Annotated in this window: 25 protein-coding genes and 1 tRNA gene; 10 read left to right on the top strand and 16 right to left on the bottom strand. The window is 66.1% G+C overall.

Going from position 1 to position 23362, the window contains the following annotated elements; genetic code table 11:
- Nucleotides 1-28: 28 nt before the first annotated feature.
- On the bottom strand, nucleotides 29-784 hold the full coding sequence (locus V6N07_RS01790; RefSeq protein WP_371155360.1) for an SDR family NAD(P)-dependent oxidoreductase: 756 nt from the start codon (nucleotides 782-784) through the stop codon (nucleotides 29-31).
- A gap of 140 nt (nucleotides 785-924) precedes the next feature.
- Here V6N07_RS01790 and V6N07_RS01785 point away from each other — a divergent pair, with 140 nt between their 5' ends.
- The gene (locus V6N07_RS01785) at nucleotides 925-1497 is read left to right on the top strand and encodes an exopolysaccharide biosynthesis protein (protein ID WP_371153575.1); all 573 of its coding nucleotides are present in this window, start codon (nucleotides 925-927) and stop codon (nucleotides 1495-1497) included.
- Between the two features lie 10 nt (nucleotides 1498-1507).
- On the opposite strand, the gene V6N07_RS01780 is transcribed toward V6N07_RS01785, so the two are convergent.
- From V6N07_RS01780 to V6N07_RS01765, 4 genes are all read right to left on the bottom strand, one after another.
- Complete coding sequence (locus V6N07_RS01780) at nucleotides 1508-2440, bottom strand: ester cyclase (protein ID WP_371153573.1); 933 nt, start codon at nucleotides 2438-2440, stop codon at nucleotides 1508-1510.
- Between the two features lie 95 nt (nucleotides 2441-2535).
- Nucleotides 2536-3861, bottom strand: a complete 1326-nt coding sequence (hisD, locus tag V6N07_RS01775; protein ID WP_371153572.1) for a histidinol dehydrogenase — start codon at nucleotides 3859-3861, stop codon at nucleotides 2536-2538.
- Nucleotides 3862-3957: 96 nt separating this feature from the next.
- A complete protein-coding gene (locus V6N07_RS01770; protein WP_371153571.1) occupies nucleotides 3958-4944 on the bottom strand; it encodes an alpha/beta hydrolase in 987 nt (328 codons plus the stop codon).
- 58 nt (nucleotides 4945-5002) lie between these two features.
- Nucleotides 5003-5746, bottom strand: coding sequence for an alpha/beta fold hydrolase (locus V6N07_RS01765; RefSeq protein ID WP_371153569.1), 744 nt, complete (start codon nucleotides 5744-5746; stop codon nucleotides 5003-5005).
- Between the two features lie 128 nt (nucleotides 5747-5874).
- Between V6N07_RS01765 and V6N07_RS01760 the strand changes: the two genes are divergently transcribed.
- The 4 genes from V6N07_RS01760 (at nucleotide 5875) to V6N07_RS01745 (ending at nucleotide 7824) form a co-directional block, all read left to right on the top strand.
- The gene (locus tag V6N07_RS01760) at nucleotides 5875-6627 is read left to right on the top strand and encodes a metalloregulator ArsR/SmtB family transcription factor (protein ID WP_371153568.1); all 753 of its coding nucleotides are present in this window, start codon (nucleotides 5875-5877) and stop codon (nucleotides 6625-6627) included.
- 90 nt (nucleotides 6628-6717) lie between these two features.
- Nucleotides 6718-7149 (top strand): hypothetical protein, encoded by a 432-nt coding sequence (locus V6N07_RS01755; RefSeq protein WP_371153567.1) that lies wholly within the window; start codon nucleotides 6718-6720, stop codon nucleotides 7147-7149.
- Complete coding sequence (locus tag V6N07_RS01750; RefSeq protein ID WP_371153565.1) at nucleotides 7146-7556, top strand: MAPEG family protein; 411 nt, start codon at nucleotides 7146-7148, stop codon at nucleotides 7554-7556. The genes V6N07_RS01755 and V6N07_RS01750 overlap by 4 nt, the downstream gene beginning before the upstream one ends.
- Before the next feature lie 52 nt (nucleotides 7557-7608).
- On the top strand, nucleotides 7609-7824 hold the full coding sequence (locus V6N07_RS01745) for a hypothetical protein (RefSeq protein WP_371153564.1): 216 nt from the start codon (nucleotides 7609-7611) through the stop codon (nucleotides 7822-7824).
- On the opposite strand, the gene V6N07_RS01740 is transcribed toward V6N07_RS01745, so the two are convergent.
- Nucleotides 7821-8543 (bottom strand): RlmE family RNA methyltransferase, encoded by a 723-nt coding sequence (locus V6N07_RS01740; RefSeq protein ID WP_371153562.1) that lies wholly within the window; start codon nucleotides 8541-8543, stop codon nucleotides 7821-7823. The two genes, V6N07_RS01745 and V6N07_RS01740, sit on opposite strands and share 4 nt — an antisense overlap.
- A 106-nt stretch (nucleotides 8544-8649) precedes the next feature.
- Nucleotides 8650-9765, bottom strand: coding sequence for a Ppx/GppA phosphatase family protein (locus V6N07_RS01735; protein WP_371155359.1), 1116 nt, complete (start codon nucleotides 9763-9765; stop codon nucleotides 8650-8652).
- A gap of 267 nt (nucleotides 9766-10032) precedes the next feature.
- Here V6N07_RS01735 and V6N07_RS01730 point away from each other — a divergent pair, with 267 nt between their 5' ends.
- From V6N07_RS01730 to V6N07_RS01715, 4 genes are read left to right on the top strand one after another with little or no spacing between them, the layout of a single operon-like run.
- Nucleotides 10033-10344 carry a virulence factor gene (locus V6N07_RS01730; RefSeq protein ID WP_371153560.1) on the top strand — a complete coding sequence of 104 codons (312 nt, stop codon included), beginning with the start codon at nucleotides 10033-10035 and terminating at the stop codon, nucleotides 10342-10344.
- The gene (locus V6N07_RS01725) at nucleotides 10344-11246 is read left to right on the top strand and encodes a methylenetetrahydrofolate reductase (protein ID WP_371153559.1); all 903 of its coding nucleotides are present in this window, start codon (nucleotides 10344-10346) and stop codon (nucleotides 11244-11246) included. The genes V6N07_RS01730 and V6N07_RS01725 overlap by 1 nt, the downstream gene beginning before the upstream one ends.
- The gene (locus V6N07_RS01720) at nucleotides 11243-12229 is read left to right on the top strand and encodes a methyltetrahydrofolate cobalamin methyltransferase (protein WP_371153557.1); all 987 of its coding nucleotides are present in this window, start codon (nucleotides 11243-11245) and stop codon (nucleotides 12227-12229) included. The genes V6N07_RS01725 and V6N07_RS01720 overlap by 4 nt, the downstream gene beginning before the upstream one ends.
- A gap of 40 nt (nucleotides 12230-12269) precedes the next feature.
- Entirely contained in the window at nucleotides 12270-14264 is a 1995-nt protein-coding gene (locus V6N07_RS01715) for an ASKHA domain-containing protein (protein ID WP_371153556.1), read from the top strand.
- Here the strand turns inward: V6N07_RS01715 and V6N07_RS01710 are convergent, their stop codons facing one another.
- The 6 genes from V6N07_RS01710 to V6N07_RS01685 form a co-directional block, all read right to left on the bottom strand.
- Nucleotides 14265-14894, bottom strand: coding sequence for an ATP-binding cassette domain-containing protein (locus tag V6N07_RS01710; protein WP_371153554.1), 630 nt, complete (start codon nucleotides 14892-14894; stop codon nucleotides 14265-14267).
- Entirely contained in the window at nucleotides 14887-16572 is a 1686-nt protein-coding gene (locus tag V6N07_RS01705; RefSeq protein ID WP_371153553.1) for an ABC transporter permease, read from the bottom strand. The genes V6N07_RS01710 and V6N07_RS01705 overlap by 8 nt, the downstream gene beginning before the upstream one ends.
- A complete protein-coding gene (locus V6N07_RS01700) occupies nucleotides 16556-17749 on the bottom strand; it encodes an ABC transporter substrate-binding protein (protein WP_371153551.1) in 1194 nt (397 codons plus the stop codon). Before V6N07_RS01700 ends, V6N07_RS01705 begins: the two co-directional genes overlap by 17 nt.
- Before the next feature lie 10 nt (nucleotides 17750-17759).
- Entirely contained in the window at nucleotides 17760-18365 is a 606-nt protein-coding gene (locus V6N07_RS01695) for a CDP-alcohol phosphatidyltransferase family protein (protein WP_371153549.1), read from the bottom strand.
- Between the two features lie 88 nt (nucleotides 18366-18453).
- Entirely contained in the window at nucleotides 18454-19659 is a 1206-nt protein-coding gene (arsJ, locus tag V6N07_RS01690) for an organoarsenical effux MFS transporter ArsJ (protein WP_371153547.1), read from the bottom strand.
- The gene (locus V6N07_RS01685) at nucleotides 19656-20651 is read right to left on the bottom strand and encodes an ArsJ-associated glyceraldehyde-3-phosphate dehydrogenase (protein ID WP_371153546.1); all 996 of its coding nucleotides are present in this window, start codon (nucleotides 20649-20651) and stop codon (nucleotides 19656-19658) included. The genes arsJ and V6N07_RS01685 overlap by 4 nt, the downstream gene beginning before the upstream one ends.
- A gap of 129 nt (nucleotides 20652-20780) precedes the next feature.
- On the opposite strand from V6N07_RS01685, the gene V6N07_RS01680 reads away from it, so the two are divergent.
- Nucleotides 20781-20870, top strand: a tRNA-Ser gene (locus tag V6N07_RS01680).
- Between the two features lie 117 nt (nucleotides 20871-20987).
- On the opposite strand, the gene V6N07_RS01675 is transcribed toward V6N07_RS01680, so the two are convergent.
- Genes V6N07_RS01675 through V6N07_RS01665 form a run of 3 tightly spaced genes read right to left on the bottom strand, consistent with a single transcriptional unit; the run spans nucleotide 20988 to nucleotide 23262 of the window.
- Nucleotides 20988-22304: an MATE family efflux transporter gene (locus V6N07_RS01675; RefSeq protein ID WP_371153544.1), complete on the bottom strand. Its 1317-nt coding sequence runs from the start codon at nucleotides 22302-22304 to the stop codon at nucleotides 20988-20990.
- Nucleotides 22301-22804 carry a PaaI family thioesterase gene (locus V6N07_RS01670; RefSeq protein ID WP_371153543.1) on the bottom strand — a complete coding sequence of 168 codons (504 nt, stop codon included), beginning with the start codon at nucleotides 22802-22804 and terminating at the stop codon, nucleotides 22301-22303. The genes V6N07_RS01675 and V6N07_RS01670 overlap by 4 nt, the downstream gene beginning before the upstream one ends.
- Nucleotides 22801-23262, bottom strand: coding sequence for a PaaI family thioesterase (locus V6N07_RS01665; protein WP_371153542.1), 462 nt, complete (start codon nucleotides 23260-23262; stop codon nucleotides 22801-22803). Before V6N07_RS01665 ends, V6N07_RS01670 begins: the two co-directional genes overlap by 4 nt.
- Between the last annotated feature and the right edge of the window lie 100 nt (nucleotides 23263-23362).

Here is a 23362-nt window from a genome sequence, read left to right as displayed (position 1 = left end):
TCGGTCCTTTTCCCGGAAAACCGTCGCATCAATCCGCCGTCCATCCGCCATCGACGAGGATCGACGTTCCGGTGATCATCGCGCTTGCATCCGATGCAAGGAACAGGACCGGCCCCATGATGTCCTCGACCTCGCCGATACGGGGCAGCTTGATCTTGTCCTCGATCCACGCCCGCCGTTCGGGGTCGGCAAAGGTCGGTGCGGTCAGGGGGGTCCTGATGAAGGTCGGGCAGATCGTGTTGACGCGGATGCTGCGGGGGCCCCATTCGATGGCCATCGCCTTGGTCATCCCCTCTACCCCGTGTTTCGTCGCGCAATAGACGGCGCGATCCACCCCGCCAACGTGCCCCATCTGACTGCTGATCTGGATGATCGATCCGCCATTGGTCATGCCCTCGGCGACCATCTGGGCCATGAAATACGCAGCCCGCAGGTTGATGCCCGTCACCGCGTCGAAGTCCTGCGCCGTCGTGTCGGCGGCAGGGCCATGGCGCGCGATGCCAGCGGAATTGCACAGGATGTCAAAGGGGCCATGGGTGGCGATGACCTGTCGCATCGCGTCAAGGTCCGATACGTCCAGAACCACGCCCTCGGCCGAATGACCCGCCGCCCGCAAGGCCGCCACGGCCTCGGCGACGCCATCGGGTGATCGCGCGGCCACCACGACATGTGCACCCGCCCCCGCAAGGGCCACGGCGCAGCCAAGGCCGATACCCCGCGTGCCACCCGGAACGAAGGCACGGCGGCCATCAAGACGGAATGACGGTGTTTCGGGTAGGGACATGGCGGCCTCGGTTCTCTGCATACCTATGCAGACACCCTTGGGCGGTCACGATCAAGGCCAATATTTGAACCATGGCGGCAGTGACGCGTTTGCCCGAGACTATAAACTGCACAGCCGGCCTGTTGTCGGCGGGGGGCCTGATGACCAAACCGTCCGAAATCCTCGATACCTTGCAAGGTCTCGCCGACGATCAGGATGACGTCGACGTGGGATCCATCCTGTCGAAACTGGGCCACCGGTCCACCGGCGCCATGCTGGCCCTGCCGGCCGCGCTGGAACTGACACCGATCGGGGGCATACCGGGGGTTCCGACGGTTCTGGCGACGATCGTGGCCATCTTCGCGGTCCAGATCCTGTTCGGACGTGATTGCCTGTGGTTGCCCGGTTTCCTGTCACGCAGGTCGGTTTCATCGGACAAGATGTCGACCGCCGTGTCGAAGATGCGACCTGCGGCGAAATGGGCGGATCGGCACCTTGGGCAACACATGCTGTTCCTGATCGACGGTGTGGCGCACAACATTGCCGCACTGGCCGTGCTGGCATTCTGCGCGACGGTCCCGGTTCTGGAACTGGTGCCCTTCGCCTCTTCCATTCCGACATCCGTGATCGTGCTGTTCGGTGTGGCGCTGTTGACCCGCGATGGTCGCGTGATGGCCGCGGCATGGGTCGCCTCGGCCTTGGCGGTCGTGGGTCTGGTAATGCTGTGGCCCTGACCGGGGCGTGTCAAAGCAGCTGGCGCATCCGCGCCAGCACATCGACGCCCAACTGATCCCATACGTGCAACAGATCGACCGTGACCCAGTTTTCGCGGATCAGATCCCCCTCGACCCGCCAGAAATCGAGCGAGCGCATTGTGATCGCCTGCCCTGCTCCGGCAATGCCCAGCCATCCGCCGCCCGTGACCCGCATCGACATGCCCGGCCATGCGGTAAAGCCGACGTAATTTCCGGCGGCAAAGAAATGTCCCTTGTCGACGTGGCCCCGGCGATCCGGCATCGCGTCCAGAAACGGGATCTGGTGGTGGTCCCTGAACCCGCGAATGCCACGGATGTTGCCGATGCCACCCGGACCATACCAACTGCACCGGGGGTGCCAAAACCGCGGCAGCTGCATCGCCTCCTCGCCCTGTGGTGAAAGGTGCAGATGGTCCAGCATGTCGCCGACAACCCGCATCGCGGCGGCCCCATCACCAGAAATGCGCAGGCCATCCTGCGTCATCGGTCCCGGCACGCGTCCCGTCGCGCCAAGGGCCGGTCCCATGGGCCAGACCCCAAGCTGCAACATCAGGTCCGGCAAATCCCAGATCACCTGCGCCTCGACGGCCTGCCCGTCCTCGACGCGATAGAACTCGTGAAACCGCAGCGACACCAAACGCCCGGATGGCGGCATTCCCAGAAATGCCCCCTCCATCCGACCGCTGTAGTGCCCCGCCTGCCCCAGCCAGACCTGCCCACCCGCGTCCGCGCCGGTCAACGAGATCTGGACCCGCCGCTCACAATCCGGGATTGCCGCCCAAAGCGGTTTCAAGGCCACATCCGCAAACCCGGTGCCTCCCGTCACATCGCCGAAGGGATGACACAGATGCACGGTCGCCGCGCTGTCGATCCCGCCCGCCAACTGCGAAACCGACACATCCCTCGGATCAAACACGCCCATCGGCTTCCCTTCTTTGTTCCCGAAATATCCCGGAGAGCACGAGAGGCAGCGCCTCTCGTCGGGGCGCAGGGGGCTCGATGCCCCCGAAGGCCCGGTTACTCGGCGGCATCGCGATAGGGCGCGCCCTCGCCATAAGGCACGTTGACGCCGCCATAGCGGCGGACGCGGACGTTGCATTGTTCGGCATGGCCCACGAACCCTTCGAGCATGCACAGACGCGACCCGTATTCGCCGATCAGCGTTGCCGCCTCATCGGTCGTGATCTTCTGGTAGCTGTGCGTCTTGAGGAACTTGCCGACCCAAAGACCGCCGGTATATCGCCCCGCCTTCTTCGTCGGCAGGGTGTGGTTCGTTCCGATCACCTTGTCCCCGTTCGACACGTTGGTGCGCGGGCCAAGGAACAGCGCGCCGTAGGAATGCATGTTGTCCAGATACCAATCGTCCCGGTCGGTCATGACCTGCACATGCTCCGACGCGATTTCATTCGCCTGGGCCAGCATTTCGTCGTGGTCGTCGCACAGGATGATCTCGCCGTAATCATCCCACGAGACCTTCGCCGTATCCGCCGTCGGAAGGATGGTCAGCAGGCGCGCGATCTCTTCTTTCGTTTCCTCCGCAAGGCGGCGCGAGGTGGTCAACAGGACCGCCGGCGAATTGTAGCCATGCTCCGCCTGCCCCAGCAGGTCGGTGGCCACGATCTCTGCATCCACGGTGTCATCCGCGATCACCATCGTTTCGGTCGGCCCCGCGAACAGGTCTATGCCGACGCGCCCGAACAACTGCCGCTTGGCTTCGGCGACATAGGCGTTTCCCGGACCGACCAGCATGTGCACGGGCTCCATCGTTTCGGTGCCGATGGCCATCGCACCGACCGCCTGAATACCGCCGAGGACGTAGATCTCATGCGCGCCACCCAGGTGCATCGCGGCGATCACGGCCGGGTTCGGGCGGCCCTTGAACGGCGGGGTGCAGGCCACGATCCGCGGCACCCCCGCAACGCTGGCGGTCGCGACGGACATATGCGCGCTTGCCACCATGGGAAACTTGCCGCCGGGCACATAGCAGCCGACGCTTTGCACGGGGATGTTGCGATGCCCGAGGATGACGCCGGGCATCGTCTCGACTTCCACGTCCTTAATGCTGTCACGCTGTATCTGCGCGAAGTTGCGGACCTGTTCCTGTGCGAACCTGATGTCGGCCAGCTCCCGGTCCGACAATTCGGCGATCAGCGCATCGATCTGTGTCTGCGACAGGCGGAAACTGTCGGGGGCATAGTTGTCGAATGTCTCGGACAGGGCGCGCACGGCGGCATCGCCCCGCGCCTCGATATCCGCAAGGATCGCTTCGACCGATGCACGCACACGTGCGTCATCCTCGGCGCGGGCCCCTGCGGATTTCGCGGTCTTCAAATGCTCTGCCATGATGATCCCCCCTTCGGTTGCGACACGATAGGCGCGCGGGGCGGATTCCCTCAATGGCTTTTTGCATACGCTTGCAAAAAACCCGTCAGGCGGGCGTCAGAGGGCGCCGATCCACTCGGTGAGGCGTGTGATGGCATCCGGCGTCTGCGCCGGGCTCAGGATGTCACCGGCGATGACGTGATGGCTGGGGTCGTCGCCTTCGGGCAGATCGACGCGTTCGACCGTGGCGGGCGCGCCCCACCGCGCGGCCACGTCAGCCGTCGCCTGCGGGTCGACGACCGTATCCTCGGGCGAGAAATAGAACAGCGCGGGGACCTCTGTCGCGGCCCAGTTCAACGTTGCCGCATGATCCACCAGCGCCTGCATCGGCAGGACGGAAACGGTCGGATAGGATGTCGTCCAATGCTGCGCGTGACGCGCGTTCTCGGGTTCGAACGACCGCGTCTCACCCGCGAGGAAGGGCACCCAGTACCGTGCGGCGGGCCATGACAGCAGTGCGCTCATCGGGTTGGCCACGCGAAAGTTGGGCGAGATTAGGACGATGCCCGCCAATCCCTCGCGCTCGGCAGCAAACGCCGGATCCGCCGCAAGGACGGAGGCCAGCGTGCCACCGGTCGACGCGGAAATGATGACGACGCGATCGCCCAGCCTGCGCCCCACGGCCATGGCCTCGGCCACGTCCTCCAGCCAGTCGCCCGCATCGGGCTCTGCCATGGCGGCCCCGTCACGGCCATGACCGGTAAGCCGTGTGTAGAACAGGTTCGCGCCGAGGTTTTCCGCCACACGGTCGGGCACCGGCCGGGTTTCCCAGAGGTCGGCGGAAAACCCGTGGATATAGACGATGGCAAGATCCGTGCGACGTCCGGGCACGTTTGCCCACAGGATTCGCTTGGCGGCACCGGGCCGCAGGTCGAGCACCTGCGCCTCGGCATCCGCAAGCCACCCGTCGAGGTTCTCGGGGATGATCTCGGCGTCGAAGGCGATCTTGCGGTCGACCTCCTCGTAGGGACCGATCAGCCACAGCGCGCCGATCGCGACGCCGAGGATCAGCGCGATCGTCACGACGATACGAAGAATTGCCATGGCCCGCCCCTCCTGCCCCTTTGGGTTGCAGGGTTATCGGGCCATGGCCGGACGCCGGTCAAGCCGCGATGCGGGACAATACCTCTTCGACGCTGCGTTCGATCAGTCGCAGGCAATCGTCGGTGGAAAAACGGTGATCCGCACCATCGACCAGCGTCAGCCGCATGTCCGGCCCTTTGGCATGGGACAACAGGCGCAAGGCCGTTTCGGTCGAGACATCCGCATCCGCCGTGCCCTGAAGGAACCGCACCGGACAGGCCAGCGGCAGTGGTGTGCGCAATACCAGGCGGGACCGTCCATCTTCGATCAGGCGCCGCGTGATGATGTAGGGATCGCCGTATTCGGACGGCAAGGCGACCTGCCCGTCCGTCATCATGGCCCTGCGCTGCGCGTCATCGAAGCCATCCCAGAAGCCGTCCTCGGTGAAATCCGGGGCCGCCGCGATCGTGACAAGCCCGGCAAGGCGCGCACCAAGGTCGCGGGAGAGCAGCAGGGAAATCCACCCCCCCATGGAGGACCCGACCAGCACGACCGGTCCCGGTGCGACATGGTCGATCACGGCGCGCGCATCGTCGGCCCAGTCACCGATGCAGCCATCCTCGAACCGCCCACCCGAGTCCCCGTGCCCGGAATAGTCGAGACGCAGGAACGCCTGCCCCCGTGCCTTGGCCCAGGCCTCCAGCGCGACGGCCTTGGTGCCCCCCATGTCGGACTTGAATCCGCCCAGAAACACGACCGTCGGCCCCCGACCGGAGGATGCGTGAAACGCAAGGGTGCGGCCGTTGCGTTCGAGTGTCTGCATGGGTGCCTCCGATGGATATGCGGCGCAGATCACCTTGGACCGGCGGGACATGCAAGGGGATTGCCCGTCAGGTGACTCGTTAGTCACATATATTGACAGGTGACTATTGGGTCACCTAAATATTCAGTATGGATTCGCTTTTCAAATCACTTGCTGACCCGTCCCGACGCGACCTGCTGGACGCCCTGCGCCAAACTGACGGTCAGACCCTGTCGGAGCTGGAGGCCACGCTGCCCCTGTCCCGCTTTGGGGTCGCAAAACACCTCAAGGTGCTGGAGGAGGCGGGCCTGATCACACGCGTCAAGCGCGGCCGCTTCACGCATCACTACCTCAACGCCATGCCCCTCGCCGATGCGATGGCCCGCTGGGTCGAACCGTTCCGCGTTGCTCCGGCGGTGCGTGGCCTGCGCGATCTGCGCGCCCGGTTGGAGGCATCGGCACCGCAGGACCCGGATTTTTCGCTGACGACCTTCATCGCCTGCGATGCGGCGACCCTTTGGGCGGCGGTGACAGATACGGTGCGGATCGCCCGCTGGCAGCCGCAGCTGACCGACGTCAGACGGCATGGAGACGCGATGGTATTCGACACTGGCCGCTCGTCCGCCCCCGTGGCCTGGCAGATCGTCGAGGAGGTGGCGGAGACGCGCCTCGTCATGACCCTGCCCCCGCGTCCGGACAGTTCGACGCCTTCGCGCGTGGTGCAGTCGATCACGCCTGACGGGCCGTGCTGCCGCTTCTCCATCGATCATTTCGATCTGGGCGGACGCCTGTCCCCCGGTGCCGCGCTTGCGCTGGCCTGGGCCCGCTGGGCCGCCGCGATCAAGACCTGGATCGAAACGGGAACCCCTCTGCGGATGACGGGCATGGGGGCGCTGATCTGACATTTTACACAACCGACACACCCGTCAGCTTTTCAACGATGCATCGAAGATGCCCACCAACCCTGCGACTTGACCCACAAGGATATTACGATGACCGCCAAACCCGACTACGTGCTGCGCACCTTCATACGGTGCAGTCAGGATGCCCTCTGGTCCGCGCTGACCGATGCGGATGCAGCCGCGAACTATCATCCCTATACGCCCGACGCCGTGCGTGACGGGGACGCAATCGTCTACAAACTGCCCGATGGGTCGGACATGTTGATCTGTCGCGAAACCGCCCGCACGCCGAAGACCCGGATCGAGGCGGAGTTCGCGCCCCAGTGGGCCCCCGATATCCCGGTGTCGCGCTTTGTCTGGATCATCGCGCCGGAGGGGCCGCATTGCGCCCTGACGCTGGAACACTACGACATCCCGGAAGGTGGCGGAGGATACGCCGACGGTTGGGAACGTCTGGTCGCGGGCCTCAAGACATGGCTGGAAACGGGCGAACCCACTCGCATCGGGGGGCACGGCGCATGACCCCGGAACTGTGGTGGATGACCTGGACCGCAATCCTCGCCGGATCGCTGTGGATACCCTATATCGTCGGCATCAATACGGAGCCGGAAACACCCGACCGGGGCGACCCGTTCAAGCGTCCGCCGGCGCAATCGCAGATGCGCGCTTGGGTCCACCGGGCGCATCGCGCGCACCTCAACCTGCTGGAACAGTTCCTGCCGATGCTGGCCCTCGTCCTGATTGCGAATGCCGCCGGGATCAGCACCACAGTGACCGTCTGGGCCTGTGCCGCGTTCTTCGTGCTGCGCGTGGTGCATGCCGTGGGGATGATTGCCGGATGGGCGGGATTTCCGCTGCGACCGGTGATCTTCCTGCTGGGCTGGGCCTGCATTCTCGCGATGGGGATCAGCATCATCGCGCCAAACTGACGCGGCCGGACCCAATCACGGTCCCATGCGTTTGGTGGGAAAGGAGATGACCATGGTCAAAGCCAACCCCGACGGGCAACAGCCCATGCCCGCCTCGCCGGATCCCGACGAGCCGGAAAAGAAAAACCACTTCGGTGAAAGCAAGGCGCAGGAAAAGCCCCGCGACGGCAAGACGAAATACGATGTGCCTGCGGCCGCGGAGGACGACTTTGCCATCGACGAACAGCGCGCAAAGCCGATCCGCGGCAACGAAGCGCCGAAGGATTAACCCTGTGGTCGCCCTCGGAACCCCTGGGCGACCACGAATTTTTCGGAACTGTCGGACCGGCTTGCGCCCGGTTTGACGTTCGCGACCTTCTCGAAATTCTGCTTCAGCTGCTTTTGCAGATCCCCCTCGGCCCCGCCGGCCAGAACCTTGGCGACGAAAGTGCCGCCGGGGGCGAGGACGTCGAAGGCCAGCTCGGCCGCCGCCTCGCACAGGTTGATGATGCGCAGGTGGTCGGTCTGCTTGTGCCCCGAGGACGACGCCGCCATGTCGGACATCACCACGTCCGCTTCACCGGCCAGCCATTCCTTGACCTTGTCGTCGGCCCCTTCGGACATGAAGTCGAGAACGTGGATCTCGGCACCCGAGATGCCGTCGATCTCCTGCAGGTCGAGGCCGATCAGACGCCCCTGTTTCTTGTTCGTGCGCGACCCATCGGAATTGATGCGCGGTGCGGCAACCTGCAGCCACCCGCCGGGCGCGCAGCCAAGGTCGACCACGCGCGCCCCCGGCACGAGGAAACGATACTTGTCGTCCAGTTCCATGATCTTGTACGCGGCGCGGCCACGATACCCCTCGGCCCGCGCGCGGGCGACGTAGGGGTCGTTCAACTGCCGTTCCAGCCACAATTTGGACGACAGCCTGCGCCCACGGGCGGTCTTGACCTTGACGGTCAGGTCCCGCTGTCCGCGTCCGGAGGTGTTTTTCGGTGGCTTCGTCATCGCAAGACCCTTCGTTCAAAGGTCTTTCCCGAGTTTTCCGCGAAAACTCCAGACCCGTAGAGGAGATTTTGGCGGAATCTCCAGAGAGGTCCCCTAGCAAAGACCGTCAGTAGGGACCATCGTCCAACACACCATCCGCGGACATCTGCGCATAAAGCAGCCCTTCACGCAGACCGCGGTCCGCCACCGAAAGGCGATCGGTCGGCCAGACCCGCAACAACGCCTGCAGGATCGCGGCGCCCGACATGATCAGGGAATGCCGGTCGCGCCCGATGCGCGGATCATTGCGCCGACCTTCCACGCCAAGCGCAAGATAGCCGCGAATGACACGGTCGATCTGATCCGTGGTCATGCGCAACCCGTCGACCTTGTTGCGGTCATAGCGGCGCAGGTTCAGGTGCGTCGCCGCGACCGTCGTGACCGTGCCGCTGGTGCCGACGATCTGAAAGCCGGGGTCGCTGTCGCCCTCGGCGTCCTCGTAGGGCGAAAACTCCTGCAGGCATTCCTCGAAGTGCCAGGACATCAGGGCAAAGCGCGCGGCGTCGTCGGTCACATCGCGGAACTGATCCTTGAGGGTGGCAACCCCCAGCGGGATGCTGATCCAGTCGACGACCTTGGCGGCGGGGAACGGATCGCCCGCCCCCGGCTGAAACCCCGAATGCAGGCGCATGATGGCCCGCGCGCGGTCGTGACGTGGCACGCGCGTCAGGTCGATCCAGACCAATTCGGTCGATCCGCCACCGATATCGACGACCAGAAGCTGTTCCGTCTTGGCCGAGACCAGCGGCGCACAAGACACGACGGCAAGACGCGCCTCCTCCTCCGGCTCGATGATCTCGAGGACGAGGTCGGTCTCCCGCTCGACCAGCTTGATGAACTCGGTCGCGTTGGTGGCCCTGCGGCACGCCTCGGTCGCGACGAGGCGCATGCGGCGAACGTCGTGCAACTCCAGCTTGCGACGACAGATCTTGAGCGCGCCGATCGTGCGCGCCATCGAGGATCGCGAAAGACGGCCCGACTGCTCCAACCCGTTGCCCAGCTGGACCGACTTGGAAAAGCTGTCCACGACGTGAAGCTGCGCGCCCTTGGGTTGGGCGATCAGCATCCGGCAGGAGTTCGTCCCCAGATCGAGCGCGGCATAAAGTTCGGCAGGATCCGGGCGCGCGTCATGTGTTTTGGCGACCTGCGCGACGCCGGACACGCGGCGCGCGCGTCCTGGCATGCGGTCACGGTCGACCGGGTGGTCCGGTGGCATCAGTGCCTCCGTATGTAAGGTTGATGACAGGGTAGCGCCCGCAAGGGGCATCCGGCAAGGTTTGTTCATGATGAACTTGAAGGATTCGACAACCGCCCCCCCTCGCGGAGGGGCGCGCCCTGCCGTATGCGAATGCAACGCGTGTCGCCATCAGACGCGGCGAAGTCGATAAACAGCATCTGATCCGGGGACGGCGTCCCTATATCTCGTCAGAGGCTCACTGCGGGAGATGTCATGGCCCAGATTACCGTTGTCTACTGGCGCGATATTCCCGCCCAGGTCCTTGCCGGCAAAGGCCGGCGCGCTGCCAAGGTGCAGCTGTCCGAACGTTTCGAACAGGCGATCGACCGCGCCGCCATGCGGTCCGGCGCGTCGGAAACGGATGCCTACCTCGCGGATTGGCGCAAGGTGCCCGAGGGCGACGTCGACGCACCCGACGCCGATGCCGCCGCCGCCCGCGCCGCCGAGCTGGAGGCCGCATGGACGCCGGACCGCCTGCGCGCCGTCGCCATGGCGGGTGGCACCGAACAGAAGGACGACGCGTGATGGCCATCCTCGGATTCAAGCGCAAGGAGGCGTCGCCGCCACCGCACGACGCACAGCTTGCGGCCTTTCTGCAAGGCGCCTCGATCGAGGTGATGCCCCGCACCGCCACGAAGGTCGAGGACTTCGCCGCCATCCTGCCGCGCGGAACGCGCGTCTACATCGCGCATATCGATGGCACCCCGATCGACGAGATGGTCGCCACGGCAGCCCGTTTGCGCGCCGAGGGGATGGAGCCGATGCCCCATTTCCCCGCCCGGATCATCAAGGACCGCACCACCCTGACCGATTGGATCGCGCGCTACCGGGGCGAAGCGGGCGTGGACCAAGGTCTGATCCTCGCGGGCGGCGTGGCCGAGCCCATTGGTGACTTCGCGACCTCGATGGACCTTCTGTCGTCCGGCGCCTTCGAGGGGTTCGCCCGCCTGCATGTCGCCGGCCACCCCGAAGGCAACCGCGACATCGACCCCGACGGCGGGATCAAGAACGTCTCGGATGCCCTTGCGTGGAAACAGAAATTCTCTGAACGCACCGATGCGGAGATGGCCATCGCGACGCAGTTCTGCTTCGAGGCGGAGCCGGTCATCGAATGGGCCGATGCAATCCGTGCGGCGGGGATCGACCTGCCGGTGCATATCGGCGTGGCCGGGCCTGCAAAGCTGCAAACCCTGATCAAGTTCTCCATCGCCTGCGGCGTCGGCCCGTCCCTGCGCGTGCTGCAACGGCGCGCGGCGGATGTGACCAAGCTCCTGCTGCCGTTCGAGCCGACGGAGGTTCTGACCAAGCTGGCCGCGCACAAGGCGGCCAACCCCGACTTCAATATCGCCTCTGTCCACGTTTTCCCGTTGGGCGGCATCAAGGCGTCGGCCACGTGGCTCGAAACCCATTCCAAGGATGAAGAATGACCCGCACCGTACTGGAATCCAAGACAAAGACCGTCGTCATCGGTTTTGACGAGCCGTTCTGCGTCATTGGCGAACGCATCAACCCGACAGGCCGCAAGAAGCTTGCCGCCGAGTTGGAGCTGGACGACTTCTCCACCGTCGAGATGGACGCGCTGGAACAGGTCGCCTGCGGGGCGATGGTCCTCGACGTCAACTCGGGCGCGGTGTTCACCAACAAGATGGCCGAGGATCCGCGGTACGCGGACAACAACTTCGTCGAACCCGCGTTGATGAAGGCGCTGGTGGAGCGGGTGCAAGCCTTGGTCGACGTGCCGCTGTGCATCGACTCCTCCGTGCCCGGCGCGCTGGAAAACGGGCTGGAGGCCGCCGAGGGGCGCCCCCTGCTGAACTCCGTCACCGGGGAGGAGGAGCGGCTGGAACTCGTCCTGCCGCTGGTCAAGAAATACAACGTGCCCGTCGTCGCCATTTCGAACGACGACACCGGCATTTCCGAAGACCCGGAGGTCCGTTTCGCCGTCGCGAAAAAGATCGTGGAACGCGCAGCCGATTTCGGCATTCCGGCCCATGACATCGTGGTCGACCCCCTCGTGATGCCCATCGGCGCGATGGCGACCGCCGGGCAGCAGGTGTTCACCCTCGTCCGTCGCCTGCGCGACGAGTTGGGTGTCAACACGACCTGCGGCGCGTCCAACGTCAGCTTTGGCCTGCCCAACCGGCACGGCGTCAACGCGGCGTTCCTGCCCATGGCGATCGGCGCGGGCATGACCAGTGCGATCATGAACCCCATTCGCAGCCAGGAGATGGAGGCCATTCACGCCGCCAACCTGCTGATGAACCACGACCCCAACGGCGGCAACTGGATCGGGTTCACCCGCGTCCTCGACGCGGTCAAGGAAGGCGCGACCTTCGCCGAGGCGGCCAAGGCCGCCAAGGCGTCGGGGGCACGGTCCGGCGGGCGGCGCGGCGGGCGGCGGCGGGCCTGACCCGCGCAGCCCCCCGAAACCCCGATAGAAGGCGCAGTTCATGAGCGATCATCACGTCATCTTCATGCCCTCCGGCAAGCGGGGGCAGTTCCCGACGGGCACCCCCGTCCTGACCGCCGCGCGCCAGCTTGGCGTAGACTTGGACAGCGTCTGCGGCGGGCGGGGCATCTGCTCCAAGTGCCAGGTGCAGCCGGGATCGGGGTCGTTCAGCAAGCTGGGCGTGACGGTGGATGCGGATGCCCTGTCCCCGTTCAATGCGGTCGAGCAACGCTATGACGACAAGCGGGGGCTGGCCCCCGGTCGGCGGCTGGGTTGTCAGGCGACGGTGCAGGGCGACGTGGTCATCGACGTGCCCGCCAGCAGCCAGGTCCACCGGCAGGTGGTGCGCAAAGCCGCGTCCGACCGGGAAATCACGCTCGACCCGTCCACGCGCCTCTACTTCGTTACCGTGGAGGAGCCGGACATGGACGCGCCCTCCGGCGATCTCGAACGTCTGCGCGAGGCATTGGCCGTGCAATGGGACATCACCGGCCTGACCCTGCCGATGCCCCTGTTGCGCGACCTGCAGAAGGTGCTGCGCAAAGGCGCGTGGCAGGTGACCGTCGCGGTGAACCACCAGACGAACAGCATTGCCGCCATCTATCCCGGATTGCGCACCGATCCGTTGCTGGGGCTGGCGATCGACCTCGGCTCCACCACCATCGCGGCGCATCTGTGCGACCTGTCCACGGGCGCGGTTCTGACGTCCGGCGGCGTGATGAACCCGCAGATCCGCTTCGGCGAAGACCTGATGAGTCGCGTCAGCTATGCCATGATGAACCCCGGCGGCGACGTGGAGATGACGCGCGCCGTGCGCGAGGGCTTGGCCGAACTGGCCACCGAACTGGCCACCGAAGCGGGCGCCGCGATGGGCGACATCGTCGAGGCGGTGATCGTCTGCAACCCGGTGATGCACCACCTGCTGCTGGGCGTGGACCCGGTCGAACTGGGCCAGTCGCCTTTTGCGCTGGCCACCTCAGACGCCCTGCGGCTGGAGGCGCGGGAGGTCGGGCTGGACGCCCTCGCCCCCGGTGCACGGCTTTACGTGCTGCCTTGCATCGCGGGCCACGTGGGCGCCGATGCCGCCGCCGTCGCCCTGTCCGAGGCGCCCGATCAGGGCGACGCCATGACCCTGATCGTGGATGTGGGCACCAATGCCGAGATCCTGCTGGGCAACCGTGACAAGTTGCTGGCCTGTTCGTCGCCCACCGGACCCGCGTTCGAGGGTGCGCAGATCAGCGCAGGACAACGCGCGGCCCCCGGCGCCATCGAACGGGTGGAGATCGACCCCGTGACCAAGGAGCCGCGTTTTCGCGTCATCGGGTCCGAGGTCTGGTCCGACGATCCGGCATTCGCGGAGGCCACGAAGGACAGCGGCATCACCGGTATCTGCGGCTCCGGCATCATCGAGGCGGTGGCCGAGCTGCGCCTCGCGGGCCTGTTGGATGCGAATGGCCTGATCGGATCTGCCGAACAGACGGGCACGCCCCGCTGTGTGGTCGAGGGGCGGACGCATTCCTACGTTCTGTGGGACGACGGCGATCGCCGCATCCTTGTGACCCAAAGCGATATCCGGGCGATCCAGCTTGCGAAATCCGCGCTCTATGCCGGTGCGCGTCTGCTGATGGACGAGGTCGGGATCGACACGGTCGACAAGGTCACGCTGGCCGGGGCCTTCGGGGCGCATATCTCGCCCAAGCATGCGATGGTGCTGGGCATGATCCCGGACGCGCCGCTGGATGCGGTCGGATCGGCGGGCAACGCGGCGGGGCATGGCGCGCGCATGGCGCTGTGTTCGGTGGCGATGCGCGACCGGATCGAAGGATTGGTGCGCCGCATCCAGAAGGTCGAGACGGCAGTCGCCCCCCGCTTTCAGGAACATTTCGTGGCCGCCAACGCGATCCCCCATGCGACCGCGCCCTTCCCCCATCTGGGCCCCCTGCCCGACGTCAGCTTCAATACCGCGTCCAAGGGACGGCGGCGCAAGCGCGTATAGCTATAGCCGCAGGATTGGCCCATCGGCGGCGGCCGCATCGCTGGCGTCATGGGTGACCATCAGGACCGGGATCGCGGCGGCGCGGGCCCGGTCGAACACCAGACGGCGCATCTGGTCCCGCCGGTCGGCATCCAGTTTCGAGAACGGCTCATCCAGCAGCAAGGCGCGCGGCTGGGACAGCAGGACGCGCATCAGTGCGATACGCGCCGCCTGACCGCCGGACAGGGTGGCCGGATCGCGGTCCGCGAAATTGTCCAGCCCGATGTCCGACAGGGCCGCGACGACACGCGCGCGCCGCTCGCCCCGAGAACCGCCACGCGGCAGCCCGAAGCCGAGGTTCGCGGCCACGTCGAGGTGCGGGAACAGCAGCGGGTCCTGATACAGGATGCCGATGCGCCGCGCCTCCGGCGCATGGTCCGCAAGGTCCACCCCATCCAGCAGAACGCGGCCCGAAGCACGGAAGATCGATGGCAGATGCCCCATGATGCACGACAGCAGGGTCGATTTCCCCGCCCCGCTTTCCCCCATGAGGGTCACGATCTGCCCCGGTCCGATGACCGCATCCACGGACAGCAGTGTGCGCGCGCCTTCGGTGATCCGCACGTTGTCCAACACCAGCCCGCTATCCATGACGCAGCCCCCGACGATTGCGAAAAACAAGGGCCGGAATGGCGAGGGCCAGGACGAACGGCCCGAACGCGGCCGCCGTCTGGCCCAACCCCCAGACGCCGATGGCGCGGCGATCACCGCCTGCGGCCAGTGCCACCGCCTCGGTCGCGAGGGTCGAAACCCGTCCGCCCCCCAAAAGCAGCGTAGGCAGATACTGGCCCACGCTGACCGCCATGCCCACCGCCGCCGCCGTCAGAACCGGGGCAAGCAGCATCGGCATCCGCAACGACCAGAGCACACGGTCCGGCGAGGCGCCAAGCCCGGCGCCCACACGCGCGAACCGTCCGTCCCACGCGCGGAACGGCCCCGACAGCGACAGGAAAACGTAGGGCAGTACGAAGATGACATGACCGAAGATGACCATGGGCATTTCATATCCGTTGCCGATGGTCGCCGGGATCAACAGCAGGCCGGGCAGGAATGCGACCTGCGGGATCAGCAGGGGCAGATACAGAAGCCACAGCGCCCGCTGGCCGACCGACAGGCCGAACCGGTGTTCAGCCTCGAGGCAGCCGATCGCCAACAGAACCGCGATCAGGGTCGACAGGGCTGCTATCTCCATGGTGCAGGCGGCGACCATCGTCATTTCCGGGCCGAACCGGGACCAGCTGCGCAGGGTCAGGGCATCGGGTGCGAGATCCGGAAAACGCCAGCCTGCGGCGACCGACCACAAGGCCAGCGCCGCGATTCCGGCCAGCACCGCGATGGCCGATACGGTGGCAAGGATCAGGCCAAGGCCGCGGGCCGGCCCCTCGGGCAGGGACAGCCCCGACCAGATCCATCGACGCCCCAGACAGGCGGTGACCCGTTCGCCCCCGACCCACCCGGCCAGCACCATGAGGACGAGGCCGCCCTGAACCATCGCCGCCGCCGCCGCGACCGACCGCTGACCCAGATCGGGGTCCAGCATCCAGCGCGTGACCTGAACCGACAGGCTGGGCGGTGTGTTCGGCCCGAGGATCGTCGCTACGTCCACGTTGGTCATGCCATAGACCAGCACCACGAGGACTGGCAGACGGACCTGCGCATAGACGCCGGGAAAGACCGCCTTGAACCATGCCGCGACACGGCCGGCCCCAAGGCTGCGCGCGACGGCCATGCGCCGCGCCTGATCGACCTGCCCCAGGGCCGCCAGCATCATCAGCAGGAGGAACGGCAATTCCTTTGCGATCAACCCCGCCGTCAGGGTCAGCCCGTGCCGATCCTGCACGATCAGAAGATCGGGCGGCACGTCCCACCCGAGCGCCAGTGCGGGCAAACGCATCAACCACCCCGACGGGGCGACCAGAAAGGCAAGGCCAAGGGCGGCCGCCGCATGGGGAACCGCCAGAAGCGGTGAAAGCAGCCGCTCCAGCCACCGGAACGCCGCGGTGCCGTGCCAGCCCGCAAGGATCAGGCTGGCAATGGCGAGGGCCCCGATGGTCGACAGGACGCCAGAGGTGACCGAGACGGCCATCGCATCGACCAACCCCGGCCAATCGCGTACCGCGGCAAAGGCGGACAGGCGCAATCCGGGCCCCAACGGCCCCAGCCCGAAAGCCGGCAGAAGTGTTCCGAACAGGCCAAGCAGAACCGGCCCGGCCAGAACACCGGCCGTCAGGAGCGGCAGCGGGCGCAGCACCTTAGTCGGCGACACCATAGCGCGCGACCCAATCGGCCGACAGGCGCTCTGCCCAGCTCGGGTGCGGCTCCGGCAGGGCCTGGCCCAGTTCGGCGGGCGACAGGGTCGCGACGCCAAGGTCCAGCGCGTCGAACGCGGCGCGGTCCTCTGCGCTCAGCTTATCCATCGCCAGAACCGTGCCATAGCCCAGGATATCGGGCGTCTGGGCGCGCAGCTGCGCCTCGGGGGACAGGATGATGTCCGCCACGACCATCGCCCCTGCCGCCGCATTCGCATTGAAGGGGATCGCCACGAAGGACGCATTGCCAAGGGTGCCCTTGTCGAAGACATAGGTGCGGGCGGTATCCGGCAGTTCGAAGTTCGCGATGGCTGCCGTCGCCTCTCCGGGTGAAAAGCTGATCGCGATGTCGACCTCGCCGTCGTTCATCAGTTGCAGCTGCCGCGGCCCGGTCTGGGGATAGGCCCGGCCCTGACGCCAAAGCACCGGCGTCAGCGCGTCCATAAACGCCCAGAGGGTCGCCGTCACCTCGTCGTAGTCATCGCCGACGGGGTCCTGCAACACGGCTGGATCGGCCACCAGATCGATCAGCATCTGCTTGAGGAACGTCGTGCCAAGGAAATCCGGCGGCTGCGGAAAGGTGAACCGGCCGGGATGCGCCGTCGCCCATTCGAGCAGTTCGAGCGCGGAGGGCGGCGGGTTCGGCAACCGTTCCCCATCGTGGATGAAGACGACCTGCGCCATCGCCCACGGGGATTCGTAGCCTTCGGTCGGCACGGTGAAATCGGTGGTGACGGTCTTCCCCTCCACGTCGACGAACTGCCAGTTTGGCAGGTCTTCGGCAAAGGGTCCAAACAGCAGGTCCTGCTCCTTCATGGAGGCGAAGTTGGCGCCGTTGATCCAGATGAGGTCGACCGCGCCGCCGGTATCCTTGCCCGCCGCCTTTTCCGACAGGACAAGGCCCACCGCATCGGCGGTATCGGCCAGCTTGACGTGTTCCAGCGTGACGCCCTTTTCCGCCGCCTGTTCACCGATCCACGCGATGAAATCGTTGGTCGTCGTCGACCCGCCCCATGCGTGCCAATAAACGGTCTGGCCATCGGCCTCGGCCAGAACGGCGGGCCAGTCGGCGGGGTCGGGTTGCGCGAAGGCAGGCAGGGTCGTCAGGGCGAGTGTGGCAAGCAGCGGCAGGCGCATCGGGCCTCCTTCAATCGGTCAGGATGTTGCGGGCGTTCAGGACGCGCGCGGTTGCGGTGACGAGGCATAGCACGCCGAACCCGAAGGCCAGCGGCACGAACCATGCCGGGGCAAGGCAGAGAAGGACGAAGAAGGCAATCGTCTCCGTCCCCTCCAGCAAGCCGGATGAGTAATAGAGGGACTTGGATCCCTGCGCCGTGGTTTCCAGACCGCGTTTGCCTGCCATCGCGGCAAAGCCGAGGAACGAGGTGCCGTTGACATAGAACGACAGCAACAGGAACGCGGCGGCGGTGGCATTGGCCGGATCGGCCAGCGCAAAGGCGAAGGGCACGGCGCCATAGAACAGGAAATCCGCCCATATATCGAGGTATCCGCCAAAGTCGGTCTTGCGGGTCGCACGCGCCACGGCCCCATCCAGACCATCCGCGAGCCGTGATGCCAGAAGAGGGACAAGCGCCCAGCCCGCCGCCCCGAGCGCGATCGTGACAGCGGCAAGAATGCCGAGGGCCAGCCCAACAAGGGTGACACCGTTGGCCGTGATGCCCCGCGCCGCCAACCGGCGTCCGACCGCGTTCAGTGGCGGGTCGATCAATCGGCGGGCGGCGGCGTCGAGCATGGAAAAGGGTCTGCCTTGGGATTGGTGTCCCCACCTGCCCCGGATGACCCCGTCATGGCAACACGGGCCACGCGAATGTGAGCCGTCGTCAGACCGTCCGAACCGGCTCCGGTATCCGGGTCAGGGCCAGAACCGACACGAGGACCATCGCCGCCGATGCCCCGAGTGACAGCGGCAGGCCCCCTACCTGATAGCACAGCCCCGACATGACCGTGCCAAGCAGACGGCCGCCCGCATTCGCCATGTAATAGAACCCGACGTCCATCGTGATGCGTTTCACACCGGCAAATTCGAGGATCAGAAAGGAATGCAGCGCCGAGTTGACCGCGAATACCGCACCGAAGATCAGCAGGCCGGCCAGCACGGGCCAGGCGACCTGCGGTGCCACGGCGTTCAGGATCGCGACCAATGCGGCGACTCCGGCAAGGACCAGCGCCGCGGTGATCGCCTTGGGCACGGTGCCATCGCGCAGCAGTTTGGGCGTGAACCCCTGCACGGCGCCGTATCCGATCACCCAGGACGCCATGAAGGCACCCGTGACATAGAAGGCCGCCGCCTCGTCCCCGTCTGCGGCCAGATAGGACGACAGCCAGATCGGAAGGGCGACCACGAACCAGACATCCCGCGCACCGAACAGGAACATGCGCGCCGCCGACAGCCAGTTAATGCGCGGATCCTTCGACAGAACCTGCGAGAACCTGGCCCCCTTGTCGCGCATCGACAGATCCGCCGGCAGGAATGCCAGAACCGCAACAAGGATGACGGCCAGAACGCCCGCCATGATCCACAGCGCAGGTTCGAACCCGACCGAGGCAAGCAGACCGGCACCGACGAAGAACCCGATCCCCTTGATCGCATTCTTCGACCCGGTCAGCGCGGCGACCCAGCGGAACAGCCCCCCGTCCGGCGCCAGCAGTTTGACCGCGGATTTGCTGGCCGTCTTGGCAAGGTCCTTGGCCACGCCGGAGGCGCCCTGCACCAGCATCACGAAGATCACGGAGGTGCCGATGGCCCATGCCGGGTCCAGCCGGGTCAGCGCCACGAGCGCCGCGACCTGAAGCCCGAGCCCGAGGTGCAGTGTCAACGCAAGGCCGAACCGTGCCGCCAGCCACCCGGCCGTCAGGTTCGTCACGATGCCCGCGATCTCGTAGAACACGAACAGCCAAGCCAGTTGCAGCGGCGTGAAGCCAAGCGTGTGGAAGTGCAGGAGCACCAGCATCCGCAACGCCCCATCGGTCAGCATGAAGGACCAATAGGCCCCCGTGACCGCCGCATAGCCGCGAAGCGAGGTCACGCCGCGGCAACCATGCGCGCGATATCCGCCATGCGGATCGCATAGCCGAATTCGTTGTCATACCAGGCGTAGAGCTTCAGGTGCGTGCCCTGCACGACGACGGTGGACGGCGCGTCGATGACGACGCTGCGCCGGTCGTTGAGAAAATCGCAGGACACCAGCGGACGATCCTCGACCCCGAGAATGCCGGCCATCCCGCCCGCCTCGGCCGCGCGGAATGCGGCGTGGACGTCGTCGACCGTCACCTCGCGGGCCATCTCGAACGCGCAATCGGTCAGCGACGCGTTCAGAAGCGGCACGCGCACGGCGTGTCCCATCAGACGCCCTTCCAGATCGGGAAAGATCTGCATGATCGCCTTGGCCGATCCGGTGGTCGTCGGGATCAGGTTCATCAGGGCGGAACGCGCGCGGCGGGGGTCCTTGTGCGGACGGTCCACGATGGTCTGGGTGTTGGTCACGTCGTGGATCGTCGTGAAGCTGCCGTGGCTGATCCCGAAGGCATCGCGCAGGACCGACACGATCGGCGCAAGACAATTGGTGGTGCAGCTTGCCGCCGTCAGCAGGCGCTGCGATCCGTCATACTGATCGTGATTGACACCATAGACGAGGTTCAACGCATCGCCATCCTTGACCGGAGCACTGACCACGACCCTGGGCACGCCTGCGTCGAAGTAGGGCTGCACCTTGTCGCCGGTCTTGAAGACCCCGGTGCAATCCAGAACCATGTCGACCCCGTCAAGCGGCAGGTCCTCGATCCGGCGATGGGCCGTCAACGGCAGGCGGCTGTCGCCGGCAAGCAGGACATCGCCCTCGGCGCGGACGGGCCGCGACCACCGGCCATGCACGCTGTCGAATTCGAGCAGCAGGGCGTGCTGCTCCGCATCCCCCGCCGCATCGTTGACACCCACGATCTCGATCCCTTCGGGGGTTTCGAGCAGGTCGCGCAGCACGAGTTTGCCGATACGGCCCAGACCGTTGAGAAAGACCTTCATGCGATTCCCCTGTATTTCACCGCCGCCCTACTGCCGCGCTGTAACGAAACGATGACACGCGCAATGCTGTCCGGTGATGCACCGCTCGCCCTTGCCGAACCACCTTCCTGCGTGTAGCGAAGCCGCGTCGGAGGTGTGGCCGAGCGGTCGAAGGCACCGGTCTTGAAAACCGGCAGGCGTGAAAGCGTCTCGTGGGTTCGAATCCCACCGCCTCTGCCATTTCCCCTGCCCCGATCGGCGGCCTGTGCCCCCTTTCCCGATCCGAGCCGCCCAAGGTTGTTCCGAAGCTGACCGTGCGTTTGGACAGGGCAAATGGCGCGATGGTACTGTCCGGCGTCACTCTGCCCGGCCTGCCGCCGCCTCCAACGCCGGATAGCGGGCGCCGAGGGTCACGGCGCGTGTGACGAAGGACACGAGCAGCGCCATCCACAGGCCGTCATTCCCGTATTGCGGAACCAGCAGGGTGACGGCCACGAAATAGGTCACGAAGCTGATCACCATCATGTTGCGCATGTCCCTTGTGCGTGTGGCCCCGATGAACACACCGTCCAGCATCCAGGACGCGACCCCCAGAAGCGGCGTGATCACCATCCACGGCAGATACTGCCGCGCGGCGTCCCGCACCTCGGGGGCCTTGGCCATCAGGTCGATGATCCAGCCCCCCGCCAAGTGGAATACCAACGACAGGCCCAGAACCGTCGCCACGCCCCAGGCCCCCGTCATGATGACGCTGCGACGCAGACGCGCCCGGTCACCGGCGCCGAAATAGCGACCGACCAAGGCTTCGGCCGCGAAGGCAAAGCCATCCAACGCATAGGCCGTGATATACAGGAATTGCAGCAGGACCTGATTGGCGGCGAGGGTCACGGTGCCGAAATCTGCCCCATATAGAAGGAACGACACGAATGTCGCCTGCAACAGGACCGACCGGATCAGGATATCCGTGTTGACCACGGCCATGCGCCGCAGCCGGGCCCCGTCGAATACCCGCGCCGGATCGCGCCAACCGGGTACGCGCAGGAAGTCGCGACAGAACCACAGCCCAAGCGCGGCGCCCCCCCATTCCGCGATGAAGGTCGCGATGGCGACACCTTCGACACCCCAGTCGAGGCCAAGCACGAACCACAGGTCCAGCGCGATGTTGATCCCGTTCATCGCGACCTGAACCACGAGGACGGCGGCCGTGCGTTCCTGGGCGATCAGCCAGCCGGTGATGCCATAGACCGCGATGGCCGCCGGGGCGGACCAGATGCGGATCTGCATGTAGTCGCGGGCCAGTTCCTCTACCGCCGGTTCGGCGGGCGAAATGGCGAAGGCCCCGGCAAACAGCAGAGGTTGCAGCACGATCAGCGACAAACCAGCGGCCCCCGCGATCAGCAGGGCCCGAGACATCAGGGCGACGAGTTCCACCTTGTCGTCGGCGCCGATGGCCTGCGCGGCCAGACCCGTCGTGCCCATCCTGAGGAAGCCGAAAATCCAGTAGACGGCCGACAGGATGATCGCGCCGACGCCCACCGCCCCGATCGGGGCCGCCTGCCCCATCTGACCGACCACGCCGGTATCCACCGCGCCAAGGATCGGCACGGTCGCATTCGACAATACCACGGGGATCGCGATCCGCAGGATGCGGCGATGCGTCAGGTCCGGTGTCACCCGTCGCGGCGCGGCATCAGGAAATGGCCGGTTCCCTGTGCAAACAGGCGATCGCGATTGTCCTGCCATGCCTCGACGTGGACGGAGGCATAGCGCCGGCCCGACCGGTTGATCCGCGCACGTGCATAGGCGTCGCGCGGCAATCCTGCGCGCAGGTAATCGATGCTGATGTCGATGGTCTTGGGCACGCGCGGCAGGGTTTCGGGCGACAGGGCGTCGACATCGATATGGCCGGCCTCCAGATCGTCCCACAGCATTGCCCATGACAGGGTGACGATGGCCGTCACCTCGAGAAAGGCCGCCGTGGCCCCACCGTGCAGGGCGGGCAGCATCGGATTCCCGATCAGCTTGTCGTCGTAGTGCAGCACACCCGTAAGTTCATCGCCGCGGCGATCGAAACTGATCCCGAGGAACCGGATGTAGGGCACGCCATCGACGAGGGCCCGCAGGGCGCTGTCCCGCCGTTGCTTGATGACTTGAACAGGCTCGGGCCGCTTCATGCCGATGCCCCCCGGTCCAGCGTGAAGGCCCCGTTGGCCACGGCCACGGGCCCCTCGCCATCTTCGTCGAACGCCTCGGCCCGCACGAAGGCAACGGATCGGGTGACATGATGACAGGTGGCGCGGGCGGTGATGCGCTGCCTCGGGTTGGCCGCGCGCATGTAGTCGATGCGCAGATCCATCGTCGCCGTCGACAGGGGGGCCGTCGGGTGGCACAGCACGGCCGCGCCGCCGCAGGTGTCCATCAGGGCGGATATCGCGCCACCGTGAATGACGCCCGTGGCCGGATCCCCCACCAGATCGGGGGACCAGGGCATCGAGATCACCGCCACACCGGCGGCGACTTCCTCGACCTGCATCGACAGGGCCGCGCAATGCGGCAGGGCCGCGATGAACTGATGGGCGGCCCGGTTTCGGGCGGCTGTCTCGGGCGGGACGGACGGCGGCGTTTGTGTCATGCATCACCCTTGCCGCAGGCCCCTGCCCCCGGCAACCCCCCGCCGAATGCCCCCGAGACAAGATGGACATACCGGGCGACCTCGTGCGACCTTGCGCGCG

Origin of the sequence: Jannaschia sp. 2305UL9-9 (assembly GCF_041403465.1) — a bacterium.
Lineage (GTDB): Bacteria > Pseudomonadota > Alphaproteobacteria > Rhodobacterales > Rhodobacteraceae > Jannaschia.
The sequence above is the reverse complement of the archived record's forward strand: the minus strand, read 5'-3'. Positions and strand labels throughout refer to the sequence as shown.